We start from the raw sequence: 20,423 nt of genomic DNA on the forward strand, positions 1-20,423 counted from the left end.
CTGGATAAATAATCATTCTCCTACAACCCGAAACGTGCCATAATAGTATCCACATGCCGCAGATAATAGGAATACTCGAAGCACTCTTCGATATCTGAAACGCTAAGGTATTGCTTGATATCAGGATCGGCGATTACATTGGTTTTAAAATCCGCACCCTCCAGCCATCTAGCCATAGCGTTACGCTGTACCCAGCGGTAAGCATCCTCCCGCACAGCCCCTTTATCCACAAGTTTTAGCAATACACGCTGACTAAAAATTAAGCCCCCGGTTTTTTCTATGTTGGCCTTCATTGCCTCAGGATAAACCAGCAGGCGATCAACAACATCAGTAAAAATCCGCAGCATATAATCGACTAAAATAGTACTATCAGGCAAAATAACACGTTCGACCGAAGAGTGGGAAATATCACGTTCATGCCATAGCGGCATATCCTCAAGCGCAGACATAGCATGGCCGCGTACTACCCTGGCCAAACCGGTCACCCGTTCACAGGTGATGGGATTGCGTTTATGCGGCATAGCCGAAGATCCCTTTTGCCCTGGGTGGAAATATTCTTCCGCTTCCCGAATATCAGTACGTTGTAAATTTCTAATTTCAGTAGCAAATTTGTCCAGTGAACCAGCTACAATAGCCAGCGTAGTCACGAATTCTGCATGACGGTCACGCTGGATAACCTGAGTAGCCAGCTTGGCGGCTTTAATCCCCATTTGCTGACATACAAAAGTTTCTATATAGGGATCAATGTTGGCATAGGTGCCTACAGCACCGGATAGTTTGCCAATAGCCACAGCATCCCGGGCACGTTTTACACGCTCGATATTGCGTTCGGTCTCATCCATCCACAACGCAAATTTCAGGCCAAGGGTAAGCGGTTCGGCATGAATTCCATGTGTACGGCCAATCATCGCAGTATATTTATGCTCTGCTGCCCGACGTTTCAGTATATCACGCAAGGTAACAAGATCGTCAATGATAATATCAGCAGCCTGTTTCATCATCACGCCTAAAGCTGTGTCTTTTACATCACTTGACGTTAAGCCCATGTGAATATATTTTGCCGGTTCACCCACATTCTCAGCCACAGCGGTTAGAAATGCTAAAATATCATGACGGGTTTCCTTTTCAATTTCACGTATACGCTCTACTGAGAACTTAGCTTTCTCCTTAATAACAGGTACAGCTTCAGCCGGAATCTGCCCCAGCTTGGCCATAGCCTCACACGCTGCGATTTCAATATCAAGCATTGTTTGGAATTCATTTTCGTCAGTCCAAATACGTCCCATCTCGGGATACGTATAACGTTCAATCATGATACCACTTCGCTTTCCGAACTGTTCTAAATGTTAGCAGGCAGTCCTGTATTTTTTACATAATCAAAAAACACTCTGATTTGCAGATAACCGCTCTCTAGTTTTTCCCCTTTTTTCCCTTGTTTATCATAGCACTAGCAGATAATGGCTGTCAATAAAAAACGAATGATTATATTAATATTAAAATTAATGTTCGGAAAATCAGGCAAACCTGCCGTCTCCGCAACAGCAGGCTTGATTGTTTATTGCCGGGAAATATCCGGTCACTACCTGTATTTTTTCTGGTAACCCCCTCTAAAAGCACATTCATTACCTGTAAGCATACAATGTAATAACTATACTTCTATATAAGGAGGAGTTATTATGGATGATCAGCAGAGATTTATCAGCCAGGACTTCTATTGGGATGGTTGGATTTGGATTATTATTATTATTCTCTGCTTTGTCTTTTTATGCTGTGGAAACAGGTCTGCGCTTTAGCTGTTAATATGGCATGCCACGCGGCCTCATCCTTGCTAACATGCGGCTTATCTCTTTTGAAGAGGAAGAGTTAGCGATGTTGTTATTGCTAACTCTTATTGGGGGAATGGCTTAAGAAAAATTTGCTTATTTTTAAAACCGGACTTTAGTATTTGGCTGATAATGCAGGCCGCATTGAGCACTGTAACATGAGCATCAATTATAGAATAATATAAAGTGATTTACTAATTGACCTAGAAGGAGGATTTTTTATGTTTTGGAATACCAATAGAGAGCTTTGGTTTATCATTCTTGTCATCAGTTTATTTGTCTTATTATTCCCTGGGTTCTTTGATGATACTTCTTGTTCTTAATAGATCCAACCATAAATAATCTAAAAAGTATTTTTACTTATCCTGCCTGAGGATCCCCGGAAGAAAGCCGCGCTGCATGCAGCGCGGCTTCTTTCATGAGCTAATGGGAATGGGAAGGATATAAAAGAAGACAGCCACAAAATGGCATATACTCCCAGCAAGAACAAATATATGCCAAACTGCATGATTATAGGGCAATCTGCGCCAGAGATAAACGCCAGCCCCGACTGTATACAAGAGTCCACCGGCCAGCAGCCAGCCGATTCCCATTGTTGGCAAAATGAGTATCAGCGGCTTTATGCAGATAACCATCAGCCACCCCATAATCAGGTAGCATATCGTGGACAAAATTTTAAATCTCCCGGCATAGAATATTTTGTAAAAAATGCCGACTAAAGCCAGTCCCCAGATCACGCCGAACACCGTCCAGCCCAGCGCACCGTGCAGTACAACCAGCGTAAACGGCGTATATGTACCGGCAATTAACAAATAAATCGCAGCATGATCGGCAATTTTAAAAATATATTTAAGTTTTTCATCAGTGAAGCTGTGATAAAGTGTTGAAGCAAGATACAACAGAACTAATGAAACCCCATATATGCTGAAGCTGACCAGATGCCAAACAGTACCGTATAACTGAGCTGCCGCAATAAGTACCACAAGCCCGCCAACAGCCATTGCAGTACCGATACCATGTGTTACCGCATTCAATCTCTCTTCCATTTTCGCTCTCCTGTCTCGGATTTTTTGTAAAGCCCCTACCTTCATTATAAAGCCCTGCCGGCATATTGGAAATACGTTAATTCTTCCATTCCAATAGCATTCGCCATTTACCAGGGTTTATGCCCTTTATAATTGAATACTTTCGAATTCTGCCGGGGCAAAAAAAAGCAGCCCGGCGGGCTGCTTTGCAGCTAGTTGCCGGGCCCCGGCTTATCCGGGCAGCTTAGATAAATCACTAAACTTCGTAAACTGCTTATGGAAAAAGAGTTGAATACTATCAACAGGACCGTTCCGGTGCTTAGCTACTATTATGTCGGTGATATTTTTGCGCTCAGTCTCAGGTTCATAATAATCTTCGCGATAGATGAAAGCAACAATATCAGCATCTTGCTCAAGTGAACCTGATTCCCGGAGATCACTCAGCATTGGTTTTTTTACCTGCCGGGATTCTACACCCCGGCTCAGCTGCGATAAAGCAATTACCGGCACTTTAAGTTCACGGGCCAGTGCTTTCAGGGAACGGGAGATCTCTGATATTTCCTGCTGGCGGTTTTCACTGCGGGAGCTGCCGACACTGCCCTGCATCAGTTGCAGGTAATCAATAATAATGAGCTTTAAATCATGTTCAATTTTAAGCCGCCGCGCCTTGGAACGCATCTCCATTACAGTAATACCGGCAGTATCATCAATAAAAATCGGGGCTGCAGCCAGGCGGTCGGCAGCCCGGACCAGCTTATCCCAATCATTGTTTTCTAATTCACCAATCCGGAGACGCTGGGCATCGATCGGTGCTTCAGCACACAGCATGCGCTGCACCAGTTGCTCCTTGGACATTTCCAGACTGAAAAAAGCAACTGATTGTTTTTCCTTAATGGCAATGTTTTGCGCAATATTGAGAACAAATGCGGTCTTACCCATACTGGGGCGGGCGGCAATCAGGATCAAGTCTGATGGCTGCAGGCCTGAGGTCAGTTTATCCAGGTCTTTAAAACCGGTAGACAAGCCGGTAATACCGCCTTTAGAGGAATACAGTTCAGATACTTTGTCAAAAACATCAAAAATAATGTTTTTAATGGAAGCAAACTCCTGCCCGGCTTTGCGGCTGGATACCTCCAAAATCATTTTTTCAGCCTTGTCCATAATGACGGCGACTTCTTCATTGGCCTCATACCCCATCCCGGCTACATGGGTAGCAGTATTGATCAGATTGCGTAACAGCGCTTTCTCCTCAACAATCCGGGCATGATACATTACATTGGCAGCAGTTGGAACACTGTTGGCCAAAGCCGAGACATAGGCTATGCCACCGGCAGGCTCCAGCTTTTCGTCCCGCCGCAATACCTCTACCACGGTTACTAGATCAACCGCATCGTTTTTATTAAAAAGCTCCAGCATTGCTTTATAGATAAGTCGATGGGCTTCCCGATAAAAATCCTCCGGCCTTATGATTTCCGAAACCTTAGAAATAGCCTCGCGTTCAATCATCATGGCGCCAAGCACCGATTGCTCGGCTTCTACGTTTTGGGGCGGAACGCGGTCAATCATGTATTCTTCTCCCTCACTTAAATGCCGCGCCGGCCCAGGCGAAGTCGTCCTGAAAGCAAAGCGCGGCAAACTCTCTTACTGTTTACGCGCTGGCTGCCTGAGTTTCGTCAAAAAGTATAGCCAACGCCTCTTCTACGGTAGTAACTGGACGGATATCCAGCCCCAAGTGGCCTTCCGGAATATCTGTTTTATTTTCGTGGGGAATAATCATCGTAACAATTCCCGCCTGTTTGGCTCCATAGGCTTTTTCAAAAACACCGCCCACGGCCTTAACCCGGCCCTGGATGGAAATTTCACCGGTAATAGCAACATCCTGACGGATTGGCTTGCCGGTAATTGATGAAATAATGGCCGATAATATAGCGGTACCGGCTGACGGGCCATCAATGCGGCCACCACCGATAATGTTAACATGCAAATCATAACTGGCCAATTCGTGGCCTGTTAGCTTTCTGACAACAGCGGCAGCATTAAATACAGAGTCTTTGGCCATACTGCCGGCGGTATCGTTGAACCGGATGCTGCCTTTGCCTTTTTCGGCCGGGAAGGCGACAGCCTCAATCTCAAGTACTGAACCAAGGTATCCGCTTACGCCAAGGCCGAATACCCTGCCGACTTCATGGGTAACCGATGCCTTACGATTAACATAAGGGGACAGACGGCTGACTTGCGCCACCCGGTATACATCCTCACTGCTGATGCTAACAGGCTCTTGATCATTGCCAGTCCGCAGCAGAGCCATGCTATAAGCATCAGACAGGATATTCACAGCCTTGCGGCCTTCAATAGTATAATCACTGATAAGATGCGGCACTTCCGGCTCAATGGCAACTTGCAGTTTGAGAGCCGCATTATAGACGATTTCCTCAATATGCTTAGGGGTCAGTGGTTCGAAATATATCTCAGCACAACGCGAGCGTATCGCCGGGGTAATATCACCAGCCTCACGGGTAGTTGCACCAATTAAGACAAAGTCGGCTGGTGCGCCCTCTTCAAACAGTTTTTTAATATATTTGGGCACACTGGCATCGGAAGGATCATAATAGGCAGAGTCAAAAAAGACCCGCTTATCTTCAAGGACCTTTAGCAGTTTATTCTGCAGCATGGGGTCCATCTCACCGATTTCATCAATAAACAATATGCCGCCGGTAGCATCTGTTGCCAAACCGGGCTTGGGTTCAGGTACACCACTTTCTGCCAGATCACGGCGAGCGCCCTGGTAAATAGGATCATGTACCGATCCTAACAGCGGATTAGTAACATCACGCGGGTCCCAGCGGAGGGTTGTGCCATCGACCTCGACAAACGGGGCATCCTGGGCAAACGGGGTATTTCTCAGTTTCTTGGCTTCTTCCAGCACGAGGCGGGCAGCCGTCGTTTTACCAACCCCTGGCGGTCCATACAAAATGAGATGCTGAGGATATGGTGAGGCCAATTTGGCTCGGAGGGCTTCAACCGCCCGCTCCTGACCGACAATCTCGTCGAGAGTAGCCGGCCGCAGCAGAGCCATAGCGGATCGGGTTAATTTGCGGTTCTCCAGTTTTTCCAGCAAAGCGAACTTTTTAAGCGTCTGCGGGTTTTCGGCGTTTGCATCGCTTTCTTCTTTTATAACCTGCAGGCGGATTTCCTGCACATATTCCTGATGACGTTCTTCCATCTTTTCAGCAATTTTCTTTTCGATGCGTTCTTCTAAAGTGCGCCGGGCGCACAGGTCAGCCAATTCTTCCTCTATCTCCCCTAAAATTCCCGGAATATCCTGGCTTGGTGGCAACGTATCAATTGTCGGATCTTCAAACACCAGCTTCTGCAATGCCAGAACCCGCTCAGGCAACTCCGTGGAGCGCATAAGTTCCAGAGCTCCCAGTTTGCCCGCTTTGAGTACAACTTTTTCTGCGCCCATAACACCGGTGTACAAGCCGTACAAGGCAGCTACTTGGCGCTTAAGTTGATCTTCCTGATTGCCGAGACCGCTAGCAGCACGTTCCCGGCTGCTACTGCGTACCAGTTTGTTAAAAAAATCTTTCATTGTATTAAATACCTTTCTATTTTACGGTTTGAAAGCCGGGACCGGTAGAGTGTCGGGAAGGTTCATCCGGTCTTTACTCCGGCTTTACTATTACTTGAATCTGGGTACCAACTTCCTGATGCAGCTTAATCGGTACAGTAAATGTCCCCAGTGACTTGAGTGCATCTTTAAGCTCAATTTTACGCTTATCAATCTCAAGTTTATGCTGGGTGGCCAAGGCATCGGCAATGTCCTTGGCCGTCACTGAACCAAAAAGCCGGCCGCCCTCGCCCATTCTTACCGGAATGGCAACAGTTATTTTAGCCATTTGCGCAGCCAGCAGTTTGGCTTCATCCAGGATCCGCTCTTTTTTGCGTTCCTGTGATGCCTTTTGCTGCGTGGCTGTGATAACGTTATTTACAGTGGCCGGAATGGCCAGTTTTTGCGGCAATAAATAATTACGGGCATAACCCTCGGCTACTTCCAAGATTTCACCTTTTTTACCGAGTTTTTTCACTTCTTGCTGTAGAATTACTTTCATGTGTTCCACTCTCCTTTATGTAATTATCTACTATATCAATAAGTTTAGCTTTAACCTCATCCGTTGTGGCATTTTTGACTTTGGCGCCAGCGACTGACTGATGGCCGCCGCCCCCCAGCTGTTCCAGGATTACCTGCACATTAATATCGCCATGCGACCGCGCACTGATCCCAATACCTTCCTCAGTTTTAAATAACACAAAGCTTACACGCACACCTTCAATATTAAGCAGCATATCGGCGGTTTGCGCCGCTGCCACCTGCGCGTTTTTAACATCGGCCGGACAAATGGCGATAACGACGCCTTCGTGCGGCATATCCGTATTTTCAATAATAGCGGCCCGGTTTTTCATTGTTTCAAAATCAACCCGGAACAGATGCCGGACCAAAGCCGGGTCCGCACCGGCCCGACGGAGATAAGAAGCCGCCTCAAAGGTTCGCACGCCTGTCTGAACAGCAAAGTTTTTCGTGTCAACGACGATACCGGCATACAGTGCCGACGCTTCTAACCGGTTCAGCTCCAGTTTATCATCAAAGTAACCTAGAAGCTCGGTAACCAGTTCACTAGCAGACGAAGCTGACGGCTCCAGATATACCAGCAGGGTGTTGCCAATAATAGTCTCAGCCCGCCGGTGGTGGTCAATAATAACTGTCCGCTCGGCTCTTGCTAAAACGTCGGGAGCTGCAGCCAGTTCCGGACGATGTGTATCTACAACAAAAACCATAGTTTTGGCATTAACGAGTAAGGCCGCCTGCATTGGTGATATAAACAAGTCACGATATTCTTCATAGTCCAGTAATAGTTCTGACAATTTATCAACAGCCACGCCGGGCTGACTTACAACGATATGAACCTGTTTCTTCATGTGACGGACCATTTTGGCAACCCCCAGGGCTGCGCCCAGACTGTCAAAGTCTTCCCCGGTATGCCCCATCACCACAATACTGTCCGATTGATCAATGAGTTCCCGGATAGCCTGAGCCACAATACGGGCTTTAACCCGGGTATTTTTCTCAACCGCTTTAGCTTTGCCCCCAAAAAACTGAACCTTACCGCTGATATTGACAGCAGCCTGGTCACCGCCGCGGCTAAGAGCCAGGTCCAGACCAGCCTGAGCTCGCTGCCCAAGCTCGGCTACCGAGTTTTCCCCGGTAGCTGCCCCAAGGCTTAACGTCACCGGAATCTTATTACCGGCCTGAATCCCACGAATCCGGTCTAAAATATCAAATTTATCCCCGGTCATCAACCGGTCAAGGGCACAGCGGTTTAATACTGCGATATAGGTATCTTCACTGTATTTTTTGAGATATCCGTCAAGTTCGGTAATCCATTCAGCCAGCAGCCGGTTTACTTCACCTAAAATCGTTGTCCGCTGGCTTTCACTTAAACCGGTCAATGCATCATCATAATTGTCAATTTGGATATAGGCCAGTACCGTCTGAATCTGGCAGCTTGCCACCCTGTCGGACTCGTGTCCGGTAACATCGGCAATATAAAGCACGGTACGGGCCTGGTCAACGGCGCGGTAGATGACATCAAAGTGATGGTTATCGGCCTCAAATCTAATCTGCCCGTCTTTATCAGCCAATTTTTCAATTGGCAGCGACGGCCAGATTCTAGCCAGCGACTGACCCGGCTCGCTTGATTCTGCGACCCATTCGGCCAACAAATGATTGCGCCATTCAATAATCCCCTGCTGATCAATGATCACGATAGCCAGAGGCAGATTCTGAAATGCCTGGGCCGCTGCCGAATCAACGCAGCGCCCAATTGTCTCCAGATAGTCGTTAACCGCTTTCTGACGGGCAAAGTAGCGTTCCCGCCCATATAAATAGAGGGCGTATAGTAAGACTGCCCCCAACACGGCGGCATAAGGGTTATAATAACCGATAATCAGCAAAAAAGTTGCCGTAACAGCCAGATAAAGCCGGGTGTCAAACCAGAATGATGGACCCTGGGGCATTTTAATCCCTCCTGTTACTCCAAACGCGGAGCACGCAGTTGACGATAGTCGAAAATCAGATCAAACGCGCCGCCGACAATAATGGCCTGCATGAAAATCCCGTTAGAGAAGATCAAGAATAGTATAATACCTCGTACAAGTCTTGACAAATTGTATTTATCGGCAAGGAAGTAAAAGACAGCCAATCCCTGAACAGCCAGCAGCATGGTAGCAATTACCTGCAGATTCATACCGGCCTTATATAAAAGTTCAAACTCCCGCGACTGGCCCCAGTAGAGAGCCAGTAACGAAACCACCAAAGCATATATGGTAATTCGGGGCACTGTCCAGTGGCGAAACGGCGGAAATGGCTCAACGCGATGACCAAGCCTGCCTAAAACAGCCTTAGCTACTTGGAAGTTAAGAAAGGTATCCACAACAGCCGCCAATACAAACCCGGCAGGTAAAATAATCTTCATAAGATCAATCATCGGCCGCATAGCAGCCTCCATCTGAGCCAGATTTTCCGCATTCATCCCCATAGTGCGGTAAAATTCAATCGCTTGCTCCAGACCTTTAACCATTGCCTCTGTTTGCAGATTGAGCGGGTTGAAACCCATAACCGCAGCCGTAATCGCGATAACCGCAGCTTTGGACACCAGTGACGCCGCCGCCCCTAAAAGTAGCGTTTTCGCAGGTGAAAAACCCTGCCGAAGCGCAAAACCCAGGGCAATCCCAATTAGGCCAAACCCTACAACGACGGAAACAGCAGTTAGCGGATGCATGAGAAGTGCAATTATGATGCCTGCTGCGACAACAGCCAGGATACTCCATCTATATCCATGCCGTACCCCAAGAAGTACGATAGGAACAGGCCAAAGTAGGTTGACAAAAGTTCCGATAACAGGTATATAGACGCTGATCAGAGCAAAAAGTATAGCAACAGCGGTAAGTATTCCGCCTTCTACGATCGGTCTGACTGGAGTTTTTTGCATATTTCACCTCTTCTGGCGGAGATGGCGGCGGTATTCGCTCATATCTCCAAACCAACGTTCAACTTCAGGTTCCTGGTCTATATTGTGCCCAAGCTTAGCATTTACAGCCTCATCCATTTCTGGATAATCAATCCCTAACCTGCGCCCTAAGACGTAGGCTGAAATAATAATCTGAGCCAGCGCTTCGCCGATAGCTTCCCGCTGATTGCGGGCCATCGCCTGATATAGTTTACCCACTTCAGCCAAAAGATCAGCTTTTAATCCCTCAATTAGCCTAATCTTTCTCAAGATATCCGATTCTTGGGAGAACACTAAACCCCCTCCTTAGTCCATCCTATTATATTCTAAGGAGGCACTATTATTTCCTTCTTGGCAGCTAAGGAAAATCATTGAAGGCCTTGGTATAAAACCGAGGCCTGCTATAAGAGGATAAATGTTATAATTGCTAAATTACGTCTCGCAAAATTTAAACCTGCTTTTTATTAAACTTTACATACACAGTAGTACCGGTTGAACCGGTAGTAATGTCAATTTGCGCATTATGCCTGCTGGCAATTCCATAACATACGGCTAACCCCAGGCCGGTACCATTAGCCTTACTAGTTAAAAAGGGAGTCCCTAAACGATTGATAATATGGCTCGGAATCCCCTCGCCTTCATCTTGTACAACCAAAATGACTTGCTCTTTCTCTTCATACGTCCTAACCATAATTGTACCTGTTCCCGACATAGCCTCCAGGCCATTCCGTACTAAATTCAGCAATAGCTGGCGAATCTCTTTTTCATCTACGTACAGGTTATGAACAGCCCCCAGTTCGAGCACTACATATTTGCCGGCAGCCAACGCATCGGATGACAGTAATGGTTCAATTGCCCGAATAATGTTATTTATGTTTGCTTCCCGGCAATCCTGCTGCCTGGGCTTAGCTACTGACAAAAACTCGGAAATAATCGAATTGGCGCGATCCAGCTCGCTAATCATCAATTCGAAATATTCTTGATATTGCTGACAGCCATCTTTCTTCATCAGCATTTGCAGAAAACCCCGCACAGTTGTCATTGGATTACGGACTTCGTGGCTGATCCCGGCTGCCAACTGACCGACCAGATTTAATCTGTCCAGGTGCTGCATCTCTTTCTCCATAATCTTAATCTCAGTTATATCATAAGCATTAGTTAATAGTAACTCTATAAACTTCATCGCCTGTTGGGAAAACTCAATTTGAGCGTCATTGAAACCTGCCGGCGAATTGTCAAAGACTAAACAACCAATTGTACTGTCGCCGCGTACGAATAATGGCATAACCAGAGTAGCGACCCTGGCACAGATAGTGCCGCTTTCTGCGGCGTCAAAACTATCCTCACGCTCAAATACTACCGGCTGCCGCCTAATAATTGCCGCTGTTAATTGTGGTATAATACTGTCAGTTAATGGAACACCAATAATATCCGGAGATTGATTATATACATATCTTATCTGCCAACGGTCTTGTTCTTGCCTGCAGCCCACAGCCGAGTGACAATCCATACCTGCTGCCAGGGAGGTAATAATTATTTGAATGAAATGATCCATATCGGTGATCCATTCTAACGAGTTTCTGATACTGCTGAAGGTCTCCGGCAACCTCCGCAAGTACCTCTCGGTAGTTATATCCTGACAAAAAACAAGTAGGCCACCGGAATAGGGCACGGCCCTGCTTTTCAGCCAACTATTATACTCTGCAACAAATGATTCAGCTTCGACCACCTGCCCTGTTGCTACAGCCTCCTGATATTTGTCCAAAAAAGGATGACCCCGTCCCGCTGCCAGCACAACATAAATATTCTGCCCAATGAGTTCCTGCCAGGTTTTTCGCAGTATTTTTTGAGCTTTAGCATTAGCATACGTAAATCGCCAATTAGTATCTAGAGCAAAGTATCCATCGCTGATGTTTTCCAGTAATACAGCTGAATTGCCATATTGCATAGATTTACCCCCCCGGTACTCAGCCGGCCAGACAGCCTTGTTACATTTGCCTAGCCTGCACCAACATTCGACATGGCTATATATTCCATGGCACTCAACATATTTCCTTTTTGTTAGAAAAACTTGGCTTGTGCCAAATCCCGTAGGGCGCCGGCAATAGATTTTTCTTATCCCTTAGATCCAGCATTGAATTTTGTAACTTCTGATGGGTAAAAAAAGAGTAAGAAGCCAAATAGAAGAGGCTTCTTACTCTTTAGGGTACAATATGCCCGCCTTTTTATTCTGCAGTAAACGGCAGAAGAGCGATATTACGAGCGCGTTTAACAGCTAACGTCATCTGACGTTGATGTTTGGCGCAATTACCAGAAATGCGGCGCGGCAGGATTTTGCCCCGCTCAGTGGTGTACCGGCGCAGTTTCGGAAGATCTTTATAATCGATAGAAGTTACTTTATCAACACAAAAGCTGCAAACCTTTTTCTTAGGTTTACGGCCTCTTTCACGTTTCATAGCCATTCATTTACCCCCCTTTTAAAACGGTATTTCCTCTTCAGGGAAGACATCTTTGCCGAACGAATTTACATCTATATTCCCGGCGTCACCAGTTGACGCCTGTTTACGTTCCAGGAATTCAATGGACTGCGCTACCACTTCGGCGATGCGACGTTTCTGCCCATCATTTGTTTCATATGAGCGGATCTGCAGACGACCCTCGACTAATACCCGCTGACCTTTTGTAAGATTGTTGCCGCACGTTTCCGCCAGTTTTTCCCAGGCAACAATCGGGATAAAGTCAGCATTGTTTTGCCCCTGAGCACCACCGCCAAATCGATTGACGGCCAGTGAAAAGGATGCAACAGCTTTGCCGCTCTGGGTATATCTCACTTCCGGATCTTGCGCCAAGCGGCCGACAAGGATGACCTTATTCATATATCCTCACACCTCCTGGCTACAAAATTAATCTTCCAAGCGAATAACCATGTGCTTAAGAATCTCATCCGTAATCTTCAGCACCCGTTCCAGCTCAAATACCGTAGCTGGCTCGGCAGTGAAGTTTATCAGGGTATAATACCCTTCCATGAAATCTTTTACTTCATAAGCCAGACGTTTTTTGCCCCAGCGGTCAACCTTGTCGATTGTACCACCAGTGTTCTTAATAATATTCTCGAACTTGGCAATGGTTGCATTGGTAACTTCTTCGTCGTTAGGCTTAACGATAATCACGACTTCGTATTTTCTCACGAAATCACCTCCTCCTTTGGACTATTGGCTCCCATTAGGGAGCAGGGAAGGTTTTGAATAACAAAACCACATCGCACTATGTAACTGCGACTAAATAATTATAGCATTACTTGTCTGGTAATTGCAAGAAAAATACTGCAAAATTGTTAGATAGTCTGTATTTGGCTGCCAGCAGGCTGCTTTATCGGCTGAGGAAACCATAACCAGCATCCCACTCATCGTCAGGGAAAGACCCAGCTTAACCATAACAATAGGCAGTGCCGGTAAAAAATTAGCGTAAAAGTCACTGCAAAAATGCCCCGTCCCCAGCAAAGTAACATTTAAAAAACTAGAGTGCTATAGAGTGCTTGGGTGGTTTATTCACACTGCTACTCTCCTAAAAAGAAAAAGAGCGGCCGGCTTCCGCTCTATACATTAAATCTAAAATAGGTTACATCGCCGTCCTGCATAATATAGTCTTTGCCCTCGAGACGGACCCAGCCTTTTTCCTTAGCCGCATTGTGGGAGCCGGCTGTCATTAAATCGGTATAGGATACAATCTCCGCCCTGATGAAGCCACGTTCTATATCACTGTGAATCTTACCGGCAGCCTGCGGCGCTTTCGTGCCGCGGACAATTGTCCAGGCCCGCACTTCCTGCTCCCCGGCTGTAAAAAACGTCATGAGACCCAACAGCTTAAAACTCGCCCGAATCAATTTATCCAGGCCGGATTCATTCAAACCTAAGTCAGCTAAAAATTCACAGGCCTCAGCAGCAGGCAGCTCGGCAATTTCCGACTCGACTTTGGCCGAAACAACGATGACCTCCGCCCCTTCCCGTGCCGCATAATCTTTAACTTTAGCCACATGGGGATTCACATCGGCATCAGCGGCTTCTGCTTCACTGACATTAGCAACAAACAGGGTTGGCTTTAACGTCAGCAGAAACAAGTCTTTGAGTATTTCTGCCATAGCCTCGTCAGTTACAACCCGGCGCGCCGGCTGACCATCAGCCAGTGCCTGGTGCACAATTTTCAAGACTTCCAATTCGCCCTGGGCTTTTTTATCACCACTTTTAAGCATCTTTTGAGCACGGTCAATGCGTTTCTCCACGGTCTCCAGGTCAGCCAGGCATAGCTCGGTATTGATAATATCAATATCTCGCAGCGGGTCCAGACTACCGGCCACATGGGTAATATTATCGTCGGTAAAGCATCTGACTACCTGAGCCACAGCATCGACCTGACGGATATGGGATAAAAATTTATTGCCAAGTCCTTCCCCCTGGGCTGCGCCCTGTACCAGGCCGGCAATATCCACAAACCGCATCGCCGCTGGCAAAGTCCGCTGCTTGGGTTTATACATTGCCGTCAGTTTTGCCAGGCGGGCATCGGGAACATCAACAACACCGACATTAGGCTCAATTGTACAAAAAGGATAGTTGGCAGCCTCAGCTCCGGCTTTGGTAATCGCATTAAACAGCGTGCTTTTACCTACATTCGGCAAACCGATAATACCAACTTCAAGATTAGTGCTCATGAATATTACTCCACCTTTAATTTTTTCAGCCAAATGCTTAAATAAATACAGTTAACTGTTACATTGTATGATATCGCCGACTGAAATACAAGTACGTATCGGCCAAGCTTGTCTTACCTGCCTGCCGGCGGTCCTGCCTGCACAACCGCCTTAACACCTTTTTCAAACTTTGGCCGGGGAAGCATTACCTGACGGCCACACTGCAGGCATTTAAGACCAAAATCAATCCCTGTACGGGTAATCTCCCAGCAGTCACCACCACAAGGATGGGGTTTTTTCATTTTGACGATCTCACCGACTTTATAATTGTATCTTTCGTTCATGTCATCCTCCTGTCTTAACCAACTCCCGGGGACTTACAAGCTGACGTGACCTGATCTTAGCTGCTGTAACCGTTCTTTGATCAACCGTCGTAATGTTGTTTCCACTTTCACCTGTTCTAATGGTACCGTTTTGGCCGTTATACGGATAACCACCTCGCCGGGTTTGAGATCAACCACACCTACAACATTCGGCCCTGCCAACACTTCAGGCATACTTGTCCCAACAGTACTGCAGGTTTCCTCTAAAATTTTTAAAATCTCACTAATATCGGCCTCATAAGGTACAGGCACATTGACAACAGCCTGCATATAGCCGCGCGTATAATTGCTCACCTTGAGAATAGAACCATTAGGAACTATATGAAGAGTGCCGTTGCCATCCCGCAGTTTGGTAACGCGAAACCCCATTTCCTCGACAGTCCCGGTCATATCGCCAATCACTACATAATCGCCAACCCCATACTGGTCTTCGAGGATAATAAAAAAGCCGGTAATAAAATCTTTAATCAGGCTCTGGGCACCAACCCCTACGGCCAAACCGATAATACCGGCACCGGCCACAATTGAGGTCGTATCGATTTTGAACTCCTGGAGCATCAATATTGCAACTATAAAGTAAATAACATATCTAACAATACTGTGCAGCAGGCTGCTGAGCGTTCTGGCCCGCTGTTCTTCCAGGTATATTGTCTTTGCCCCTGGCTTAGGAATAAAAACTTGTGCAATGATTATACTGGTAAATCTAAGCAGCACCATACCGCCTATGCCAATCGCCACCAGCCGGATCAAGGTCACCGCCATCCCCAGCCAGAAGTCTGATGTCAGCAATTGTTCCACAGACTAACCTCCATACTCAGTAATCTTCTCATAAACATACACGTTATCGCCTGCCAGCGCCCTGCTAAATAATTTTGACCAGCGTACCCTGGCGGCGGCAAACAGGTTAAAGATCAGGTGTTCCTGCCGAGCCGCAAACAGCAGGCATTGGCCGCAGCTAATATCGATCTCCCGTGGTGTTGGCAGGGCATAGGCCGGAATACCGTTTTGTGCCAGTAATTTTTCCGCTTTAACGGCCTGATGCACTGACGCAAAAGAAATCAGCCGGTCATAGCTTTGATAGCTAATAATATCACCTGCTTTATAAAGTCACAGCTTTAGCGTGGGAAATGGTCTCAACAATAGTATACATATTCGTCACTTCGCCTACCGACAGTTGTTCCTTAAGTTGATAATAATCAAGGCAGGTACCGCACGCCAGAACAGTAACGCCCCTCTCAGCCAGCATTTGCAGTTGCTCCAGCACCGGCGAACCCTGTATAGTCAGCCTGATACCGCTATTGATAAACAGCAGTGCCGCCGGTTGCGGCCTAGCCTCGAGCAAGGTCGTCATAAACGCTTTCATTAAGACTGCCCCCAACTCCGGTGCACCGTGCCCCAATGTATCCTGCGTAATCAGGTATACCTGGCCGCCGGCTTCCGGGGCGGAACCTGGTATTGGCGCAGCAGCTGACACTGATTGCTGGCCTGTACCTTTAATGACTGTAATATAGTAGTGTCCGTTTTTTTCCTCTACAGCTGCGCTCAAACCCTTGGCAGCCGCAAACTTAATGACATTAATTTTTGCTACCTCATTATCCACAATGATGGTAATCCGGCCTGACTCGACTGCTTCCAGCGTCTTTTTAGTCTGAATAACCGGCTGTGGACAAACCAGTCCTCGGCAATCAACAACTTTATCTGACATAAATCTCTCCCCCTCCGTCCATAACTTGTCCAATCAGGCAGGCTTGTGCCAAACCTGCGTCATGTAAGGCAGCAAGTAATTCTTCAGCTTGCTTTGCAGGTATCGCTAATAGCAATCCCCCTGATGTCTGGGGATCAAAGCAGATATCCCTGATGTTTTCCTGTACATGTTCAGCAAAGGTCACCGTTTTGAGATAATTACGGTTGGCGTAAGCCCCGGCAGGCACCAGCCCCATACCAGCGGCCTCAGCAGCATCAGGCAGCAACGGTAAGGCTGCACTATTGACAGTTATCGATACTTTACTGCCTGCCGCCACTTCATAAAGATGTCCTAATAGTCCAAAACCGGTAATATCGGTACAGGCATGAACACTAAAACCTGCGGCAACCTTGGCGGCAACCGCATTTAGTGCTGCCATACCGGCAGTTGCCGCAGCCACACCCTGAGGAAATAAATCGGCGCGTGCTGCTGACGTCAGAATACCAGTGCCCAGCGCTTTCGTCAGCACCAGTTGATCCCCGGGTTGTGCCCCCGCATTTGTCCAAATCTTGTCTGGATGGGCAAGACCGGTAACTGTCAATCCGTATTTGGGTTCATCATCGGCAATGCTATGCCCGCCAATAATAACGGCCCCAGACTCAGCAACCTTATCCTGCCCGCCTTGCAAAATAGCCTGCAGTACTTCTCCCGGCAGTTTACAATTAGGGAAAGCCACCAGATTGAGTGCCGTTATCGGCGTTGCCCCCATCGCATAAATGTCACTTAAACTATTCGCCGCAGCAATTTGTCCAAACAGATATGGATCATCAACAATGGGGGTAAAAAAATCAACGGTCTGCACCAGGGCGGTTGTTGCATTTAGTTTATAGACCCCGGCGTCATCTGACGTAGCTATGCCAACAAGCACATTAGGATTAAATGTTACCGGTAGCTGTTTTAAAACCCCGGCCAGCTCCCCTGGCCCCAGTTTGGCAGCGCAGCCGCCGCGCTGACTGTACTCTGTAAGTCTTACCACAGGTATCCCTCCCTGGTTAATATTCGATTAGAGTGCCTATTGATATATTATAACCTGCCTCGTTAAAATCCTGCTTCACTCATGCTTACAGTTTTCACCGCATTCAGACGGGCAAAAACCAAAGCCCTCATTATAGTCACACGGTTCTAAATGAATAACAACATCACAGGGAGCAAACTGAGCCTTTATAGTAATTTCAATTTCATCACAAACATTATGGGCCTGTTCAAGATACATATCTTTCTTAAGCACGATATGCATATCAATCAGACGGAAACTGCCGGATCGTCTGGTTCTTAGCCTGTGGAAAGCAATAACCTCCGGATGCTGGTGCACAATTGCCCTGATTTCCGCTTCTTCGGCTTCAGGCAAAGTAACATCTGTCAGTTCATAAATACTTTTCATAGTCATGCTAAAACCGGCTTTAAACACGATAACGGCCACAGCGATGGCAATGATTGGATCAAGCCAATACAAACCTGTCAGCTTAATAATAGCCAAGCCGACAAAAACACCGGCACTTGTCCAGATATCGGCCTTCAGGTGCAGCGCATCGGCCTCCAAAGCCTGCGAACCGGTAAGACGGGCCACATAATACAGTTTACTGGAAACCCAGTAATTAACAACGATGGATACAGCCATCACAATGAGACCGTATTCCAGATATTCCGGCATATGAGGATTATTGATCCTATCTATGGACTCATAAACAATCCATAGGGCTGCTACTACAATCAGCACCGCCTCAAATGCGGCTGACAGGTTCTCAATTTTTCCATGGCCGTACGCATGTTGGCTGTCAGGTGGCTTGCTGGCTTTTCTTACGGCAACGTAAGCCACCAGGGCCGCAATTAAATCGACGGCGGAATGGGCTGCTTCCGAAACAATACTAACCGCCCCTGTAAATAAGCCGACAACTAGCTTAAGCGATACTAATAACGTATTCGATATGACCGATAGCCGTGCTGTTTGTTGCTTTAAATGGTTATAGTTAGTTTCCAAACCTTTCCCTCCAAATTAAAACATTAGAAAAACTTGGCTTGTGCCAAGCCCTGTAGGACGCCGGCAGATGCCACCGGTGCCCTTAGAGTATAGATTTTTCTTATCCCTTAAATCATAGCATTGCGCCTTATAAAGGCTGATGGGGTAATAAAAAAAACCTGCGGAGACGATTAGGTCCCGCAGGTTTTACCTGCTGCTTGCGCTGCCCGGCTGCACCGGCTTAGCCGGTCGCCTGTTCCTACGCTTATTATATTAGCACAGCAAACAAAATGTGTAAAATTCCTTTAGCCGATTTAGAGTACAACTAGCCGATCTGAACAATATGCTGCACTGGATAGCCCAACGCCGCTAAGCGGTCGGTTAGTGTTTTAACATCACTAATCTCGGCCCGGATAACCACCTCATATTGATTATCCTCCGTAGGAAAGCTGACAAAACTGCCAATGCTGACACCTTGCTCTTTAAATACACCGGAAATATCATTAATAACACCTAAACGGTCCGGAACGATCAGACTCAGGCGGGTTTTTCCCTGCGGTAATCCCATAGCATCGACAAAAGCCTTAAATATATCAGTTTCTGTCAGGATGCCGACTACCGTCTGATTGGCATCAACAGCAATTAACCCGCCAATTTTATTATTATACATTAAAAGGGCTGCTTCTTCCACCGTAGCATCAGCGCTTATTGTTAATACCTTTCTGGTCATAATGTCTTTTACCTGCATTTTAGCCAGGAGATAGTTTAGTTCAAATACAGATAACGATGTTGCCGGCGAAGCCGATACCTCCCGGAGATCCCGGTCAGTGACGATACCCACCAGCTTGCCATTATCGACCACCGGTAAACGGCGGAACTTGTTACTGCGCATAATCTGCAGCGCATCCACAATCGTCATGGCTGACGTAATCGTAGTGGGGTTGGCTGTCATTCGTTTGGATACGATCATAGCATACACTCCCCTGCATATGTATTTTTATTGAACAGCGGCTTATGGTATCAGGGCGGTTGGTTAACCGCCCAGATACGCCTTCCTTATCTCTTCACTGGCCGCCAGTTCTTTGGCATCGCCTGACAAAATAATGCGCCCGGTCTCCAGAACATAGGCTTTATGAGCAATAGACAGTGCCATATGGGCATTTTGTTCAACCAAAAGAATCGTGGTACCGGTCTGATTGATATCTTTAATAATTGAAAATATTTCCTTAACCAATAGCGGCGCCAAGCCCATAGAGGGTTCATCCAGCAGCAGAATTCGCGGGCGGCTCATTAGGGCCCGTCCCATCGCCAGCATCTGCTGCTCGCCACCGGAAAGTGTGCCGGAAAGCTGACTGCGCCTTTCACCCAGCCGTGGGAAGCGGGCAAATACATTATCCATATCGGCTTTAATTTCTTTGGTATCAGAGCGAAGATAGGCACCTAGTTCAAGATTCTCCAGCACCGACATATGGGCAAACACACGCCGGCCTTCAGGGACCTGGGATATGCCCATTTTAACAATATTCTGCGCAGGTATACCCGCAATATTTTGACCCTCAAAGGATATCTGGCCGGTTTTAGGTTTTAACAGGCCGGAGATAGTCCGGAGTGTAGTGCTTTTACCGGCCCCGTTGGCGCCAATAAGGGTAACAATCTCGCCCTGATTTACTTCGACACTAATCCCTTTTAGCGCATGGATGGCACCATAATATACATTAATATTATCAATTTTTAACATAG

General features: G+C 46.9%; 22 protein-coding genes and 1 riboswitch. Of the genes, 1 reads left to right on the plus strand and 21 read right to left on the minus strand.

Annotated features, from left to right (window positions below; genetic code table 11):
• Positions 1-20: 20 nt before the first annotated feature.
• On the minus strand, positions 21-1,313 hold the full coding sequence (purB, locus tag SPTER_RS22120; protein ID WP_144352363.1) for an adenylosuccinate lyase: 1,293 nt from the start codon (positions 1,311-1,313) through the stop codon (positions 21-23).
• Positions 1,314-1,478: 165 nt separating this feature from the next.
• Between purB and SPTER_RS25755 the strand changes: the two genes are divergently transcribed.
• Positions 1,479-1,601: a hypothetical protein gene (locus tag SPTER_RS25755; protein ID WP_281289475.1), complete on the plus strand. Its 123-nt coding sequence runs from the start codon at positions 1,479-1,481 to the stop codon at positions 1,599-1,601.
• 638 nt (positions 1,602-2,239) lie between these two features.
• Here SPTER_RS25755 and trhA read toward each other — a convergent pair.
• The 20 genes from trhA to SPTER_RS22225 all read right to left on the minus strand — a co-directional run bounded on the left by trhA (position 2,240) and on the right by SPTER_RS22225 (position 20,421).
• Positions 2,240-2,869: a PAQR family membrane homeostasis protein TrhA gene (gene trhA / locus SPTER_RS22125; RefSeq protein WP_144352364.1), complete on the minus strand. Its 630-nt coding sequence runs from the start codon at positions 2,867-2,869 to the stop codon at positions 2,240-2,242.
• A 210-nt stretch (positions 2,870-3,079) separates the two neighbouring features.
• Positions 3,080-4,414, minus strand: a complete 1,335-nt coding sequence (gene dnaB, locus SPTER_RS22130; RefSeq protein ID WP_144352365.1) for a replicative DNA helicase — start codon at positions 4,412-4,414, stop codon at positions 3,080-3,082.
• An 82-nt stretch (positions 4,415-4,496) separates the two neighbouring features.
• Complete coding sequence (gene lonC, locus SPTER_RS22135) at positions 4,497-6,440, minus strand: Lon family ATP-dependent protease (protein WP_144352366.1); 1,944 nt, start codon at positions 6,438-6,440, stop codon at positions 4,497-4,499.
• Positions 6,441-6,513: 73 nt separating this feature from the next.
• A complete protein-coding gene (gene rplI / locus SPTER_RS22140) occupies positions 6,514-6,960 on the minus strand; it encodes a 50S ribosomal protein L9 (protein ID WP_144352367.1) in 447 nt (148 codons plus the stop codon).
• Positions 6,920-8,923, minus strand: coding sequence for a DHH family phosphoesterase (locus SPTER_RS22145; protein WP_144352368.1), 2,004 nt, complete (start codon positions 8,921-8,923; stop codon positions 6,920-6,922). Before SPTER_RS22145 ends, rplI begins: the two co-directional genes overlap by 41 nt.
• A 14-nt stretch (positions 8,924-8,937) precedes the next feature.
• A complete protein-coding gene (locus SPTER_RS22150; protein WP_144352369.1) occupies positions 8,938-9,897 on the minus strand; it encodes a YybS family protein in 960 nt (319 codons plus the stop codon).
• A gap of 3 nt (positions 9,898-9,900) precedes the next feature.
• Positions 9,901-10,209 (minus strand): MazG-like family protein, encoded by a 309-nt coding sequence (locus SPTER_RS22155; RefSeq protein ID WP_144352370.1) that lies wholly within the window; start codon positions 10,207-10,209, stop codon positions 9,901-9,903.
• A 154-nt stretch (positions 10,210-10,363) separates the two neighbouring features.
• Positions 10,364-11,863, minus strand: a complete 1,500-nt coding sequence (locus SPTER_RS22160) for an ATP-binding protein (RefSeq protein WP_144352371.1) — start codon at positions 11,861-11,863, stop codon at positions 10,364-10,366.
• Positions 11,864-12,140: 277 nt separating this feature from the next.
• Entirely contained in the window at positions 12,141-12,371 is a 231-nt protein-coding gene (gene rpsR / locus SPTER_RS22165) for a 30S ribosomal protein S18 (protein ID WP_144353041.1), read from the minus strand.
• Positions 12,372-12,392: 21 nt separating this feature from the next.
• Positions 12,393-12,791 (minus strand): single-stranded DNA-binding protein, encoded by a 399-nt coding sequence (locus tag SPTER_RS22170; RefSeq protein WP_144352372.1) that lies wholly within the window; start codon positions 12,789-12,791, stop codon positions 12,393-12,395.
• A 27-nt stretch (positions 12,792-12,818) separates the two neighbouring features.
• Entirely contained in the window at positions 12,819-13,103 is a 285-nt protein-coding gene (gene rpsF / locus SPTER_RS22175) for a 30S ribosomal protein S6 (RefSeq protein ID WP_144352373.1), read from the minus strand.
• Between the two features lie 407 nt (positions 13,104-13,510).
• Positions 13,511-14,620: a redox-regulated ATPase YchF gene (ychF, locus tag SPTER_RS22185; protein ID WP_144352374.1), complete on the minus strand. Its 1,110-nt coding sequence runs from the start codon at positions 14,618-14,620 to the stop codon at positions 13,511-13,513.
• Between the two features lie 113 nt (positions 14,621-14,733).
• Positions 14,734-14,943, minus strand: coding sequence for a DUF951 domain-containing protein (locus SPTER_RS22190; RefSeq protein WP_144352375.1), 210 nt, complete (start codon positions 14,941-14,943; stop codon positions 14,734-14,736).
• A 33-nt stretch (positions 14,944-14,976) separates the two neighbouring features.
• Positions 14,977-15,780, minus strand: coding sequence for a mechanosensitive ion channel family protein (locus SPTER_RS22195; RefSeq protein ID WP_246105398.1), 804 nt, complete (start codon positions 15,778-15,780; stop codon positions 14,977-14,979).
• 3 nt (positions 15,781-15,783) lie between these two features.
• A complete protein-coding gene (locus SPTER_RS22200) occupies positions 15,784-16,026 on the minus strand; it encodes a putative Se/S carrier protein (protein WP_170233372.1) in 243 nt (80 codons plus the stop codon).
• Between the two features lie 55 nt (positions 16,027-16,081).
• Complete coding sequence (gene yedF / locus SPTER_RS22205; RefSeq protein WP_144352377.1) at positions 16,082-16,687, minus strand: sulfurtransferase-like selenium metabolism protein YedF; 606 nt, start codon at positions 16,685-16,687, stop codon at positions 16,082-16,084.
• Positions 16,677-17,708: a selenide, water dikinase SelD gene (gene selD, locus SPTER_RS22210; RefSeq protein ID WP_144352378.1), complete on the minus strand. Its 1,032-nt coding sequence runs from the start codon at positions 17,706-17,708 to the stop codon at positions 16,677-16,679. The genes yedF and selD overlap by 11 nt, the downstream gene beginning before the upstream one ends.
• A gap of 69 nt (positions 17,709-17,777) precedes the next feature.
• On the minus strand, positions 17,778-18,704 hold the full coding sequence (locus SPTER_RS22215) for a cation diffusion facilitator family transporter (RefSeq protein WP_144352379.1): 927 nt from the start codon (positions 18,702-18,704) through the stop codon (positions 17,778-17,780).
• Between the two features lie 170 nt (positions 18,705-18,874).
• Positions 18,875-18,954: riboswitch (NiCo riboswitch) on the minus strand.
• A 54-nt stretch (positions 18,955-19,008) separates the two neighbouring features.
• Entirely contained in the window at positions 19,009-19,653 is a 645-nt protein-coding gene (locus tag SPTER_RS22220; protein ID WP_144352380.1) for a CBS and ACT domain-containing protein, read from the minus strand.
• Positions 19,654-19,716: 63 nt separating this feature from the next.
• Positions 19,717-20,421, minus strand: coding sequence for an ABC transporter ATP-binding protein (locus SPTER_RS22225; protein ID WP_144353043.1), 705 nt, complete (start codon positions 20,419-20,421; stop codon positions 19,717-19,719).
• Positions 20,422-20,423 lie beyond the last annotated feature (2 nt).

Origin of the sequence: Sporomusa termitida (assembly GCF_007641255.1) — a bacterium.
Classification (GTDB): domain Bacteria; phylum Bacillota; class Negativicutes; order Sporomusales; family Sporomusaceae; genus Sporomusa; species Sporomusa termitida.

Excerpts from the sequence above, each read along its gene's own strand:
- SPTER_RS22150 (WP_144352369.1), bottom strand. The coding sequence starts at position 9,897 with ATGCAAAAAACTCCAGTCAGACCGATCGTAGAAGGCGGAATACTTACC.
- SPTER_RS22170 (WP_144352372.1), bottom strand. The coding sequence starts at position 12,791 with ATGAATAAGGTCATCCTTGTCGGCCGCTTGGCGCAAGATCCGGAAGTG.
- lonC (WP_144352366.1), bottom strand. The coding sequence starts at position 6,440 with ATGAAAGATTTTTTTAACAAACTGGTACGCAGTAGCAGCCGGGAACGT.
- purB (WP_144352363.1), bottom strand. The coding sequence starts at position 1,313 with ATGATTGAACGTTATACGTATCCCGAGATGGGACGTATTTGGACTGAC.
- SPTER_RS22160 (WP_144352371.1), bottom strand. The coding sequence starts at position 11,863 with ATGCAATATGGCAATTCAGCTGTATTACTGGAAAACATCAGCGATGGA.
- SPTER_RS22190 (WP_144352375.1), bottom strand. The coding sequence starts at position 14,943 with ATGAACGAAAGATACAATTATAAAGTCGGTGAGATCGTCAAAATGAAA.
- SPTER_RS25755 (WP_281289475.1), top strand. The coding sequence starts at position 1,479 with ATGATTATATTAATATTAAAATTAATGTTCGGAAAATCAGGCAAACCT.
- SPTER_RS22220 (WP_144352380.1), bottom strand. The coding sequence starts at position 19,653 with ATGATCGTATCCAAACGAATGACAGCCAACCCCACTACGATTACGTCA.
- rplI (WP_144352367.1), bottom strand. The coding sequence starts at position 6,960 with ATGAAAGTAATTCTACAGCAAGAAGTGAAAAAACTCGGTAAAAAAGGT.
- SPTER_RS22225 (WP_144353043.1), bottom strand. The coding sequence starts at position 20,421 with ATGTTAAAAATTGATAATATTAATGTATATTATGGTGCCATCCATGCG.
- SPTER_RS22145 (WP_144352368.1), bottom strand. The coding sequence starts at position 8,923 with ATGCCCCAGGGTCCATCATTCTGGTTTGACACCCGGCTTTATCTGGCT.
- rpsR (WP_144353041.1), bottom strand. The coding sequence starts at position 12,371 with ATGAAACGTGAAAGAGGCCGTAAACCTAAGAAAAAGGTTTGCAGCTTT.
- dnaB (WP_144352365.1), bottom strand. The coding sequence starts at position 4,414 with ATGATTGACCGCGTTCCGCCCCAAAACGTAGAAGCCGAGCAATCGGTG.
- ychF (WP_144352374.1), bottom strand. The coding sequence starts at position 14,620 with ATGAGCACTAATCTTGAAGTTGGTATTATCGGTTTGCCGAATGTAGGT.
- yedF (WP_144352377.1), bottom strand. The coding sequence starts at position 16,687 with ATGTCAGATAAAGTTGTTGATTGCCGAGGACTGGTTTGTCCACAGCCG.
- trhA (WP_144352364.1), bottom strand. The coding sequence starts at position 2,869 with ATGGAAGAGAGATTGAATGCGGTAACACATGGTATCGGTACTGCAATG.